This is a genomic window from Streptomyces sp. NPDC021356 (assembly GCF_040641015.1).
GTDB lineage: Bacteria > Actinomycetota > Actinomycetes > Streptomycetales > Streptomycetaceae > Streptomyces.
Map to the genome: position 1 here is coordinate 24,828 of NZ_JBFACU010000032.1, position 13,027 is coordinate 37,854.

Here is a 13,027-nt window from a genome sequence, read left to right on the forward strand (position 1 = left end):
CACGCGGTCACCGTGTGTCCGCGGTGAAGAGGCGGTGCGCGTTGCGGGTGGTGAGGTCGCGCCAGGTGGCGGCGTCGGACGGTCCGGGCGCGGAGTCGACGGTGGCGACCTGCGCGAAGACGGCTTCGACGGGCGTCCAGCAGTAGTCGCTGCCGTAGAGGAGGCGTTCGGTGCCGAAGGCGGCGGCGAAGGCCGGGATCTGGCGGGGGAAGGGCGTACCGGCCATGTCGTACCAGAGCCGGCCGAGCTGTTCGACGGCGCTCGGCGCGTCCGCCGGGCCGCTGCCGAAGTGGGTGCGGAACAGCTCCATCCGATCGGCGAGCAGCGGCAGCGCTCCCCCGCCGTGGGTGAGGATCCAGCGGATGCGCGGCCGGCGGGCGAGGACGCCGCGGAAGAGGAGGTCGCCGGCGGTGCGGGCGGTGTCGAAGAGGAACTCCAGCATCGGCCGGGGACGGCCGAGGCCGAGGTCGTCGGCGTGCGGCGGCGAGGTGGGGTGGACGAAGACGACGGCGGCGCGCCGGTCCAGGTCCTCCCAGAGCGGTTCGAGGCGCGGATCGCCGAGGTAGACGCCGTGATGGTTGCTCTCCACCGTGACGCCGTCCGCGCCCAGGACGTCGAGTGCGTGAGCGGCCTCCGCGAGCGCGCCCTCGACGTCGGGCAGGGGCAGGGAGGCGAAGTGGCCGAAGCGCCGCGGGTGCTCGGCGCGGACTCGGGCGCCGAACTCGTTGACCTCGCGGGCCAGCCCGCGGGCCGCGCCGTCGTCGCCGAAGTGCACCCCGGGGGACGAGATCGACAGGTAGGACTTCTCGATCCCCGAGCGTTCCATCAGGTCAAGGTGGTGTTCGGCGCTCCAGGTGGGCCAGCCGGGCATGCCGTCGGGATGTTCGATGCCGGCGGACCGGGCCGCGGTCACATAGCCGCCGGTGACGAAGTGGGCGTGGACGTCGACGAGTCCGGTCGGGGTCATACGGGTCTCCATTGCTCTGGGGTGCCTGCGAGGTCGTGTGCTCCGGGGTGCCTGCGAGGTCGTGCGCCGGCGTGCTGACGAGGCTGGTCCCGGGTGCCTGTGATCGCCACCGTAGGAAGAGGGCCCGTACATTGGCAGGGGTGATTCCGTTGAATGGAACACCAGGAGGAAACAGCGAGGGGAACGGCGATGTCCGAGGGCGGTCCGCGGCGCAGAGGCGGGGGCAGGCCGCCCGAGGGGCAGCCGGTGATCGACCGGGCGTTCGCCCTGCTCGCCTCCTTCGACGGCGACCACCGCGCGCAGACGCTCGCCGAACTCGCCCGGCGCAGCGGCACCCCCCGCAGCAGTGCGCTGCGGCTCGCCCGGTCGCTGATGGGCGTGGGCGCGCTGGAACGCCTGGCCGACGGCCGCTACGTCGTCGGGCTGCGGCTGCTGGAGACCGCGTCCCTGGCGCCGCGCGGTCATGGGCTGCGGGCGGTGGCGATGCCGTACATGGAGGATCTCTTCCACGTCACCCGCCGGCACGTTCTGCTCGCCGTGCGGGACGAGGGCGAGGCGCTGCTCGTCGAACGGCTGTCGGCGCGTGACGCGACCCCGGTGCGTTACCGCGTGGGCGGCCGCCTTCCACTGGCCTCGACCGGGGTCGGCCTGGTGCTGCTCGCCTTCGCACCGGGGGCCGTCCAGGAGGAGGCCGTCGCCGCGTACGCGCCGGGGCACGGCGACGACGACATCCGTACCCCCGACGACCTGCGCCGTGTGCTCGCGGAGGTACGGCGCGGCGAGCACGCCGTAGGACGCCAGAACCGTCCCTGGCGGGTGACCACGGTGGCCGCGCCGGTACGGGACGGCGCGGAGGTGGTGGCGGCCCTGTCGGTCGTCGCACCGGACACGGGTCCGGGGGCTCCGGGCTACGGCCCGGCCGTACGGGCGACGGCGCGGGCGATCTCCCGCCGACTCGCCGAGGACAGCGGCCGGGCGGTCCCTCAGGGGTGACGGCGCGCTGTGCCGACAGGGCCCGGCTGACCGTGGGCCAGGAGCTTTTCGAGTGGCGACTCCAACCGATCGGCCCGGCACCGCAGTTCTCCCTCGGCGAGTCCTGCCCCCCTCCACCGCGTCCCGCAGTCCGCCGGCAGGACGGACGCCCTCGCCGAGCCCGCGGCGTGCGTGTTCGAGCAACTGCCCTTCGGCGCACCGCTGTGGGTGCTGTTCTCCGCCGGGGCGGACGTCATGCACGAGACGCCGCTCCATTGATCGAATGCCGGTGGCCGAGGTGTCAGGTGCCGGTGGCAGAGGTGATCAGATGCCGGTGGCCGAGGTCGATCGTCGGGCCGCGAGCGCCTGGTAGTGCTTCGTCACGTCGGGTGATCCGGCTCGTGGCGGCCTCTGCCAGGTGTGAGGCCGGGGGGCGAAGCGGGCTCCGGGTGAGTCGTCGGGGTTCGTTGCCGATGTGTCCGGGTCGGGTCGTCGGGGCAGGACTCGCGGCCCGGTTGCGGAGCATCCGGGTCCGGGTAGCCTGGAGTTGACAGATCCTGCCCGATTTCGGAGGTAGGCCATGTTTCTCCGACTGCTGCGGATCCGCAAGCCGCGCCGACTCGTTCTTCTCGGTGACAGCCGCCTGATCCGGGGCTTCAGCGGCGGATTCTACGACGGTCACGGATACCAGTCCTGACACCGTTCCTGACCGGACCCGGGAGGATGCGCGGTGGCAGACGAGGCCGATGCCCTGGCCGCCTTGGCGGAGATCCTGGCACCGCATTGCCGTGTCACCCCGCTCTCCGGCGGAGCACTGATCGCGGACTGGAAGCGGACACGCTTTCTAGGGATGACGTCGACGGACGTCCGCGTGGTGGCTGGGGGGAACTCCGAGGAACGCACCGAGGTCGTCACCGGACTCGTCCGGGCCGGCTGCGCGGCGGACCGCCGGCGGGAGCACACGGAAGCCGGCATCGGACTCTGGCTGCACGGCGCGCACCTGCTGATCCGGACCATGGGATTCGGACGGGTGCTGCGGCTGCTGTCCGTGGCCGCCCCGGATTACGTCCGTGCGGACAGACCCTCGGCGGAGCAGGTGGGGCGGCTGAAACGAGCAGTGCAGTCGCGGAGCCGGAGAAGCTGCTTCGTCAACGGCGACTGCAAGTCCGAGGCCGTGACGGCCTTCGTCCTGCTACGGCGACGCGGCCTGGAGGCCGTTCTCCACGTCGGTGTGCGCGAACACCCCTTCGCCATGCACGCGTGGGCGGCTTCCGGAGGCCTGTGCATCCCCGACGCCGATCCGCGCGGGCACGCGTTCACCCCCGTGCTGTCGATCGGCACCGGAGGACCGTGACGTGGAGGCGCTCCGCCTCGAGTGGGCCGAAGGTGCGCCGAGGCTCTGGACCGCCGGGGCGATGGAACGTCAGGGACTCGTGACGACGGTCTCCTCGCGGGCCGGCACCGCGGCCGTCGTCGGCTCGGTCGGCTCGGCCCGGGACCGGGTGGCCGGTGCCCGCGGTCTCCTGGACGTCCTGGGCCGGCGGGGAGCCGCCGCGCCGCTGCCGGCCGGCGACTACGCGGCCGTCCTGGTGTACCGCGACCGCGTCCTCGTGACACGGGACGAGCAGGCACGTGTTCCGCTGTTCTTCAGAGAGTCCGGTGGCCGCGTGAGCGCCGTGAGCACTTCCGCCCGCTGCCTGGGCAGCGGCACAGCGCTCGAACCTCGCTACTTCTGCCGGTACCTCACCGGAAACATGGCGCAACCGCACTCGGACCTCACACCCTTCGCCGGGGTGCACCGCGTCCTCGGCGGTGAGGTGCTGGAACTTTCGGTCAACGGGCGGGTGCGCAGCCGGGTGCCGCGAGGCGCCCGTCAGGCCCACGACCCGTCCGTGCCGACAGCGGACGGTTCCCGCGGCCGTGGGGCCGCGAAGGATCTGCGCGTGGCACTGGAGGGGGCCGTTGGGCGCCGTATCGGCACCATGACGGCATGCCATGTCTCCGGCGGCCTCGACTCCACCAGCGTCGCGCTGCTCGCGGCTCGTCTGCTGGCCGGGGACCGGGACGGTTCCGGGAACCTCTTCCTGCTCGCCGGTCGTTTCACCGGCGGAGAGCTGGCCGCGGAGCAGCCGTACCTCGACGTGGCGATGGCGGGGGTCCGCCGTCTCGCCCCCGCGGCCCGCCCGGTGATCGTCGACGCGGACGATCTCGCCGACTTCGACGACTTCGAGCAGCACGCGGGAGACGCCGACGAGCCTCATGCGCACGCCTTCCGCGCCCCGTTCTGGACCAGGCTCCACGCCGCTGCCGCGGAACTGGGCTGTGACACCGTCCTGACCGGTTGCGGGGCGGACCCGGTCGTGGACGCCAACCCGTTCCACCTGCACGGTCTCGCCCGCACGGGACGGTTCCGGGAGCTGGCCAAGCAGGCACGCGCCTGGGCCGAGGGCGGCGAGCGGGGGCTGCGGGAGGTCGTCCACGCCTACGTCGTACAGCCGGCTCTCCCACTGGCGGCCGAACGGATGGGGGCGCTCGGCCGCGGCGGAACAGTGCTCGGCGGCCTCGGTACCTTCAACCGTCCCCGATGGCTGCGAGCCGCATTCGCGCGAGCGCACGGCTACCGGGAGGCCAGCATCGCGGAGAGCCGCTTCGTGTACGGGCGCAGGCCGGAGCAGTCGCTGTACGAGGCGGCCAACTACCTCGCCGCTCCGGACCTGCTGTCCTGGCAGCGCGCGCGAGAGGACGGGTTCTTCCTCTCGCACCCCTTCCTCGACCCGGAGGTCATCTCCACGATGCGCCGCCTTCCCGCCGGAGCCCTGTTCGATCCGGGGCGTCCGAAGGCGGTTCTGCGTGAGGCCATGGCAGACCTGCTGCCGGCGCGGATCCGCCGCAGGACGGTCAAGGTTCCCTTCAACGATCTCTATGTCCGCGGTCTGCGGGCCCACGGTGGTGAACTCATCGACCTGTGCCGCTCCGCCCGGCATCCGCTGGTGGCGGAGATGTTCGACGTCCCGTTGCTGTGCCGGGCGGTGCGGGAGGCTCAGTTCGGCCTCGGGGACTCGTACTCCTGGGACCGGGTGAACAGTTCGCTGGCGCTGGTGGCGTGGCTGGAGCGACTGGAGGGGCGCGGCGGCGCGTGCGGCGCGGCCAGGCCGGTCAGCGCCGGCTCTTGATGTCCCACAGCGAGCGTTCCATCGGGCCGGTGAGGACATCGACGAGCCCGTAGCGGCTCACCAGCTCGCGCTCCTCCGCTCCGGTGGGAATATGGTCTTCCTCGCCTCTTCGCGAGACGATCGTCGCCACACTCGCGCCGTGCGTGCCGAACCTCCAGTAGACCGTCACGTACCGGGGGTCTCTCGTGCGCTCGTCGATCGCATTGTTCTCGTGCACCCTGGCGCGGTAGATGATGGAGTCGAGGCCGCTCTTCTGCTGCTCCTTCACCCATGTGGGGACCTCCTTCCCGCTCCAGGAGTACGCCTTGAACTGGAGCGGTGGCTCCAGACCGAGCCGGTCCTTGCGTGCGAGGCTGGCGGTGGCGTAGAACGCCAGCTGGTCGTACGGGGTGTCGAGAGGCAGTTGCACCACCACTCGGGTCGCGAACGTGTCGCTCGACTCGATCCACTGTCCGTAGGGCATCCAGGGTCGCGCCTCCACCATTTCGCCGGGCTGATGGATCTCCCTGCGGGAGAGCGGGTTCACTTCCTGGGATCTGCTCCACTGTTCCGCGTCGGATCGCCATTGCCGGCGGAGCCGGTCCTTCGGGCTCAACGGCACCCGTTCCGCCATGGCGTGGAATTCCGTGCCGAGCACGTAGAAACCGACGTCGCCGCGGTTCTCCAACGTGATGTCGACCGGTACGGCGAATTCTTTCCGGTCCTGGTTCAGCACGGGATCTCCCAGGGCCATTCTGACGAGAGGCCTGGTCTCGCGCTGGTAGGGCTGGTAAAGGTTCTGGTAGCCGAAATTGGCGATCGCGATGGCCGAGGAGACGATGAGCGCCGCGGCCACGCGCTTCGGAGCGGGAATCATGACCGCTGTCCGCCACACCGCGAAGACAGCCCAGGCCGAACCCGCCGTGAGCGCGCCGAACAGCACGAGGTACGCCACGGAGTCGCCGCTCCTCGTCTCCACCACGAGCAAGGCGTTGGTCAGCAGGGCCGCGAACGCGCCGATCAGCGCGACCATGCCGGAGTAGGGGAAGCTGCGCCACAACCAGTGGTCCACGACGGCGGCGGAGCCCAGGAGCGCGGTGAAGGCGACCGCGATGAGGACGGCACCCGTGAGACGCCCGGGGAAGGTCAGGGCATGGACGAAGTCCTCGAGGCCGAACCACCCCATCATCAGTGTCGTCACGAGGAGGACCAGCAGGATCACTGCCATGGCCACGTGGGACCGCGGGGTCCGCGGTGGGGGCCGTCGCACTTTCAGGTGCGAGCGGGACGGAGACCTGGGGGCAGCCCTCACTTGATCACCTCCTGAGGCCACCGGCCGTCCGCGGGGTTCCGACCGTGCCGACGGTGCGGACCGGCTCCGCGCCGTCGGATGCCCGCCGAGCGCGCGCCCGGTCAAACGATCTCGTGCGGTGACCAGCACACCACCTTTCCGCTCCGGCCGTCGACGGCCGCGCCGGTGCGCCGGGAATTCCCACGTCCGGAGGCATGTGGGCGGTGCCTCCGTGCCCCCTGTGCCCCGCCCTCCGACGAGCGGGGTGTCGTGTCGCTGGTGACCGTCGGGTGGGTCGTGCGGCACGCGTCGCCGTCCGCGAGGGTCACCCGGCCTCCGGCAGGTCGTAGGCGCACTCGCGCTGGTCCGGTCAGTCCCAGGGGGTCACGGTGAGCCGGATCCGCGCGTCCTCCCCGAGGATCGGGGCGGCGGTGGCGGGCAGCCGGATGTGGTTCACCCAGACGCCGGGGGCGTGGTCCTCGTCGTCGAGGACGCTGCCTTCGGGCCGGTAGCCGCTGATCGGACCGTTGATGGCCGAGTTCCAGGTGGCCGAGAGCGCGGGCACGCCGTCGGCCGGGCCCGCGCCGACGTCGACGACCAGGGTGTCGTCGAAGTCGGCGGACTGTTCCAGGTGGTCCCGGAAGCTCAGCACCCCGTCGCACCGGTGCAGCGACAGGATCCGCAGGTGCAGTGCGTACCGCATGGCGCCGGAGTCGTCCGCCCTGAGGCCGCTGCACAGGAAGGTGTTCACCAGCGGGACGGTCACCCCGTCCGCCGCGGTGGTGCCCGCCCCGGCGTCCGGGGGCGTGTCGGCGGCGCCCTCCGCGCCGTCACCCAGTTGGACGGGGCACCAGTGGGCGCTCGTGCGTTCGTGCGTGACGATCTGAAGGCCGCGCACCGACAGCCGGACCTCGGCCTGCCAGGTCGTGTCGGCCGGCTGTGCGAGGTGGACCCCGACGAGCGCCGCCTCCACCTCGCGGTCCCCGAACAGGAAGCGGCGCAGGTTCTGGTACCCCTCCTCGGAGTTGACGAGGCCGTAGCTCCCGCTGTGGCTACGGTGCACGTAGGCTTGGTGGGCGCCGGGAACGTACGCGTTGTCGATCTGCACCAGACCGTCGCTGCGCGGCCCGACCGTGGCGGCCGAGAGGCCGTGCGCCACGTCGTAGTCGGTCGGGTCGGTGCCGACCAGGCAGAAGACGCGGGCGTGGGGAAAGGCGGACGGCCCGTCGTCGGGAATCCCGCGGCTGTCCCACTTCGCCGGAGGACCATCCGGGTCGGTCAGCGTCTTCGGGGTCAGGTACGCGTACATCCGCTCCGGGCCGAAGATCTCCGCGCCGTCGATGCCGGTGACGTCGCGCAGCTTCTCCAGCACGCCAAGGCCGACGTCGAAGGCGATGCCGCCGTGCGGCGTACCGTAGGTGAAGAGCTTGTCGACGTAGTCGGCCGGATCGAGGCCGAGGTCCGGAAGTACCTTCTGGATGAGGCAACGGCACACCAGGCCCCCCATGGAGTGGGCCACCAGGTGGACGCGGGGTGCCTTGGACTTGTCCCTGATCGTCTCGATCAGCTTCCGCAGGTCCTGCGCGGCCGTCTCCATCCGGAACTCGTGCGCAGGGCCGCCCCAGCTGGTCGCGGAGGTGTCGTAGAACCGGTGGATCCAGATGCTGTCCGGCGGGATGGTGTCGTGGGTGGCGAGGTAGAGCTCCTGTCCGCCGTCGACGAGGATCTGGTAGCCCTCGTCCAGGTGCAGGCGCAGCAGGGGGCTCTCGAACTGGTAGAAGCACGGCTCGTCGTCCGGGCCGATGCGGATGTGCGTGGAGCCCAGGTTGAAGCCGTAGAAGGGGTCCGTCACCGCCTTGTCGATGCCGGCGGTGCCGCCGGCGTATCCCCGCACGTAGACGATCGGAAGTTTCTGGGTCGGTGTCATGCGGTCCTCCCGGATCACCGTCCGGCGACGTCCGGAGGCGAGCGTCCGGGTGGTCGACGACGATGCCGGCCGAGTGGGTCTTCGGCCTTCCGTTACGGCACGTCGAGCCTACTGACGTGCCGTCAGCCCGAAGTACGGTCCGGTGTCACCTCCTTCCGGGTTGTCCGCCACCCCGCAACTGGCGCGCAGCGGTGCGAGACGAGGAGACCGCTGACACCCAACTCCTGCCGCGGCAGCCGCCGGAGCGAGCGGTGGTGACGGCCCGCCTCGCCGGCATTGCCTCCGCCGGGTGCGCGGACACGGCGACCCGGTGCGCGCTCTCCCGCGACGGCTCAGCGCGCGAACTCTCCCCTGCCGCCTCCAGGTCGGGCGCCGGCTTGCCTTCGCGTACGAACGCCTCGGCCGGCGCGTCGAGGGCGTGCGGCCGCGACTGCCGCAGCCGGCCGCGCTCCAGCGGCGCCTTCGTCGCCTGCGGCGGCGCCCGCCCCCGTACGGTCCTCGCCGGGACGCTTGTCGTGGCTCGTCACCAGTCTCAGTCGGTGCCACCGGGCCGTGCAACTCCGCGGAACAGCAGCCCTTGATCGCCGCGCCATCGGTCGCGGGCACCTCGAGCAGCGCGGTCTGCGGCCGGTAGGACCCGAGTCGCCGCGTTTGCGTCCTGCGCGGAGCGGGGGCGAGACTCGGAAACGGGGAGGACTGCGGGGCCCGGCTCGTCACCGGCCGGTGGTCCCGCCCGCCCGGTCCCGTGACCATCAGGGTGCGGCAGGGAGGCGGTGAGTAGCGAGGGGCCCGCGGAATGGGATTTCTCGAGCCACAGACGGATGTTCCGGCGGAAATCTCATGGGGACACGTCCAGGTACTCCTGGTGATCCTCCTGGTGGCTGTCGTGGCCATCGGGATCGTCCTGGTCGCCGCCCGGCGCTTCGTTCCGAGCCGTTCGGCGTCCTCGGACGGCAGCATCGTCCGCAGCTGGATCGCCCTGGCACTCGTCACCGGCCTCGTGGCGTTCTGCGCGGTGGCCTTCGCGGTGCGTGACACCAACCTCCGGAGCACGCTGATCGGGGCGCTCGCCGCGGCTGTCGGGTCGACGGTCGCCTTCTACTTCTCGGGCAAGGTCGCCGCCGATGCCCGCAGGGACGTGCTCAGCGCCGCGTTCGGTGGTCAGGAAGCGGTGCCCGACCTGATCCACTGCACCATGGACGAGGCCGCCGCGAAACTGGGCACGACCACGCTCAGGCTCGAGCTGGCACCGGAGTCAGGGCCATCGGCGGCTCCGGCCGCCATTTCCCGTCAGGACCCGCCGAAGGGAACGACGGTGCCCAGAGGAACGGCGGTGAGGGTGGCGTTCCCCAGCGTTCCCCCTCAGTGACCAGAACTCCTGGGCACGCGTGGCCATGCCGTCGAGCACGCTCTGCCGGGGCCACCACCGCGGCGCCAATTCGGTTGACGCGTATACGAAATGGCTGCCGCGCGGCCAGTGAAGGGCGCGCCGCGCCCGGTAGCGGGGTACCGCCATAAGAGTGAACATGGAGAAGAGGTCGGTGGCTTCATGTCACGTCACGACGCTCAGAACCTCGGATGAGGCGTTTCCCATGTCATTCGACATCGCCCGCCCTGGCTCCCCGGGGCTGTGGAAAGACCTGCGACACCATCCTGGCGACGGCCACTTCGGTGGTCCCGGTGACGATCACGATGGTGACTTCGGCGGGCGCGGGGCCCCCGGCGGGTGCCGTCCGTCCGATCCGCCCGACGGCCCCCGCCCCGACAGTCCTGCCGACTCCTGCCCGCAGGACGATGACCTCGTGGAGGGCCCGTTCCGCGTGGTGCGGCCGTCGGACATGCTCGTCCTCGACATATCCCTGGTCAATCTGCGCTTCGACGGCCACCGTCTGGTGCGGACGAACCCGGCGGCTCCGACGCTCGTGGTCGTCACGCTGCCGCCCCAGCACGTGCTGGAGCAGGCCTCGGAGCAGTTGCCCGCCACCGGCACCGTGTCCGCCGTGACCGCCGGGGCGAGCACGCTGTCCTTCTCGGTGCCGGCCACCCTGGAGGACCTGGAGCTGTCGCTGGACTCGCTGCTCGACTGGTCGCGCCTGGTGCCGATGACCGTACCGGTCGGTTCGACGAAACCGGACACGACGGGAACGGCCCTCTTCCAGGGCCTCCCGAGGAGCGTCATCGAGTTCCCCACCCGGCTGCTGATCACCTACGACGAACCGGTCGACTGGGTGGGCCGGACCGCTCCCCAGCAGGTGGGCGGGCGCACCGCCCTGTGGCACGCCCGGCTGCACGGCACACAGGAAGGCGACGTGCTGCTCCGGGCCTTCGCGGCGGTCGGGGACCGGGGCGACCTGCCCGCCGGCAGCCCGCTCGCGGTCGAGGACCTGGCGGACATCGTCACACTCACCAGCCGGAACGAACAGGTCGTCCCGGGTGGCCTGCCCGCCGACATCCCCAGCGCGCCGTTGCGTTCGGAGCAGTTCATCGTCACCCCCCTGGGCTCCTCGGCCCATCTGCACGGCGCCTGGCCACCGCTGCCCGCGAGCAGGGGGCTGGAAGCGTACGACCACATCACGGGTCTGGGGCGCGACCAGTACGTACGTGTGGTGCGGCACGGCCGTTTGAGCACCGGTCACGAGTCCTCGCACGTCAAGGAGTTCAGGCGGGTGTTCGCCGCCCACCCGAACGACGGCATCGTCGCCTTCCTGCGGCGTGAGGACCACATCATCGTCAAGCAGCCGGAGGTCCAGTACGGGCAGACCGGCTACACGCACCAAGGCCGCGAGATGCCCTTCCGCACGCTGCGGATCACGGACCGTGCCACCCCGCCCATCAGACCGCCGGATCCGGTGTCGCAGGAGGTGGACGGCCCGGCCAGGCCGCTCAAGGACTTCACCGCCTTCTGGGTGGTCCTCCAGAACACCGAAGTCGACCACGAGTTCACCCTGATCGGGACGGACTGCGAAGGCCGGAAGGTCAGCTTCACCATGCCCCTGGTGTTCGTGCCCGACGGGCTCCCCGACCCCGACGGGAACTTCACGGCTGTCTACCAAGAGCCGGACAAGCACAGTGGTGTCCCCGACCGCCACACGCGTGAGTTGCACGGTCAGACGATGGCCATGGCACAGCCTCCGGCCGAGGCGCCCGGCAGCACCGCCCACGCGGTCGAGACCCTGACCTTCGGACTCGGGACGATGGACGACCATGCGCACCCCGAGGTGGGCCTGCCTTACGTGTCCGCCGGGAAGGTCCGGGTGCCCGCGGTCGAGCAGTTCCTGCCCAAGGCCGAAGCCCTCGCGGTGACGTTCGACCCCACCTACCTCCAGCAGAGCATGGACAGCCACCCCGCCGGGGCCTATCTGAGGCTCACGGACCCCCTCCCCCTCACTTTGGGGGCGGAGAAGGCCGGCGGTCTCGCCAGTCCCCAGGCCGCGCTCCAAGTCATCACCAGCCAGGCAGGGGTCGTCCCGGACGTCTTCGCGGCGGGCGACTCCGCCACCGATGCGCGCAAGCTCATACAGACGGCCTTCGGCGGGGCCAAACTGCTCGGTCTGATCGACCTTGCCGAGGTCGTGAGCGACATCGTCAAGGAGGACCTCGGACAGCTCCGGCAGCTGGGCGACGACCAGATCGAAGCCATCCTGAAGGACTCGCAACGGACGCTGCCGGCGCCGGTACTGCGCATCCGCGACCTGGCGGACGGGCAGGGCAAGGAACTGCGCTACGTGTGGAAGACCAGGTTGACGGACCCGGCTTCCCCTCCGGCGGCGGACGACCCGACACGTTTCTTCGTCGCGACCGGTACCACGCTCACGCTGGACGCCAGGACCACCCGCTCGAAGGACGCCGTGGACAACACCACCGTGGCGGGCGAACTGACGGGCTTCGCCCTGAACTTCGGCGACATCCGGGTGGACATCGCCGACCTGAGGTTCCGCACCGGCCCGGGCAAGAAGCCCGACGTCACGGCCTCCGGACTGGCAGTGACGTTCGATCACGACCTGGAGTTCGTCAACACCCTCCGCAGCGCCCTGCCCTCGGACGTCATCGGTCCCGGGGCCTACGTCGACGTCCAGCCCGCCGGTATCGTCGCCGGCTACAAACTCGCCCTCCCCTCCATCGCCCTGGGCGTCCTCACCCTGACGAACCTCACCCTGTCGGCCGAACTGACGATCCCCTTCGACTCCTCCCCGGTCTCCTTCCGCTTCTCGGTCTCCGAGCAGCAGCACCCCTTCGATGTCACCGTCTCCCTCTTCGGCGGGGGCGGCTACTTCTCCATGCTGGTCGACGTCGAGAAGGGCCTGCAGGAGGTCGAGGGCTCCATAGAGTTCGGCGGCAGCGCGGCTGTCGACGTCGGCGTCGCGGCCGGGGGTGTGACCATCATGGTGGGCATCCGCTTCAAGATCGCCGGCCCCCGGGACGTCCAGTTGAGCGGCTACCTACGGTTCAACGGCTTCCTCTCCGTGCTGGGCATCGTGACGGTGTCCGTCGACTTCTACGTGGAACTCGGCTACGAGAAGCACGGCAACCAGTCGGTGATCCGCGGCAGCGGCAACCTCACCGTCAGCGTGCGCATCGCCTTCTTCAGCAAGTCCGTCTCGATCCCCTTCGAGCGGACCTTCTCCGGCTCGCCCGGCGACCCCTCCTTCGCCCTCTGCATGCCCAGGGAACCGCACTGGCGCGCCTACTGCGAGGCCTACGCCAGGTGAGTCCGGCGG

The 13,027-nt window shown here is 70.9% G+C and carries 8 protein-coding genes; 5 read left to right on the forward strand and 3 right to left on the reverse strand.

The features are described 5' to 3' along the window. Positions 1–7: 7 nt before the first annotated feature. On the reverse strand, positions 8–967 hold the full coding sequence (locus AB0G56_RS32445) for an amidohydrolase family protein (protein ID WP_360976523.1): 960 nt from the start codon (positions 965–967) through the stop codon (positions 8–10). A 189-nt stretch (positions 968–1,156) separates the two neighbouring features. Between AB0G56_RS32445 and AB0G56_RS32450 the strand changes: the two genes are divergently transcribed. The 3 genes from AB0G56_RS32450 (at position 1,157) to AB0G56_RS32460 (ending at position 5,112) form a co-directional block, all read left to right on the forward strand. Beyond that, the gene (locus AB0G56_RS32450; protein ID WP_360976526.1) at positions 1,157–1,960 is read left to right on the forward strand and encodes an IclR family transcriptional regulator; all 804 of its coding nucleotides are present in this window, start codon (positions 1,157–1,159) and stop codon (positions 1,958–1,960) included. A 709-nt stretch (positions 1,961–2,669) separates the two neighbouring features. Continuing rightward, on the forward strand, positions 2,670–3,293 hold the full coding sequence (locus tag AB0G56_RS32455) for a lasso peptide biosynthesis B2 protein (protein WP_360976529.1): 624 nt from the start codon (positions 2,670–2,672) through the stop codon (positions 3,291–3,293). A gap of 61 nt (positions 3,294–3,354) precedes the next feature. After that, positions 3,355–5,112 carry an asparagine synthase-related protein gene (locus AB0G56_RS32460; protein ID WP_360976532.1) on the forward strand — a complete coding sequence of 586 codons (1,758 nt, stop codon included), beginning with the start codon at positions 3,355–3,357 and terminating at the stop codon, positions 5,110–5,112. On the opposite strand, the gene AB0G56_RS32465 is transcribed toward AB0G56_RS32460, so the two are convergent. Together AB0G56_RS32465 and AB0G56_RS32470 are read right to left on the reverse strand one after the other, a co-directional pair. Continuing rightward, the gene (locus AB0G56_RS32465; RefSeq protein WP_360976535.1) at positions 5,096–6,319 is read right to left on the reverse strand and encodes a hypothetical protein; all 1,224 of its coding nucleotides are present in this window, start codon (positions 6,317–6,319) and stop codon (positions 5,096–5,098) included. The genes AB0G56_RS32460 and AB0G56_RS32465 overlap by 17 nt on opposite strands. A gap of 433 nt (positions 6,320–6,752) precedes the next feature. Continuing rightward, complete coding sequence (locus AB0G56_RS32470; protein WP_360976538.1) at positions 6,753–8,309, reverse strand: alpha/beta fold hydrolase; 1,557 nt, start codon at positions 8,307–8,309, stop codon at positions 6,753–6,755. 865 nt (positions 8,310–9,174) lie between these two features. On the opposite strand from AB0G56_RS32470, the gene AB0G56_RS32475 reads away from it, so the two are divergent. Further along, the gene (locus tag AB0G56_RS32475) at positions 9,175–9,678 is read left to right on the forward strand and encodes a PASTA domain-containing protein (protein ID WP_360976541.1); all 504 of its coding nucleotides are present in this window, start codon (positions 9,175–9,177) and stop codon (positions 9,676–9,678) included. 433 nt (positions 9,679–10,111) lie between these two features. Further along, positions 10,112–13,018 (forward strand): hypothetical protein, encoded by a 2,907-nt coding sequence (locus AB0G56_RS32480; RefSeq protein ID WP_360976544.1) that lies wholly within the window; start codon positions 10,112–10,114, stop codon positions 13,016–13,018. Positions 13,019–13,027: the final 9 nt, after the last annotated feature.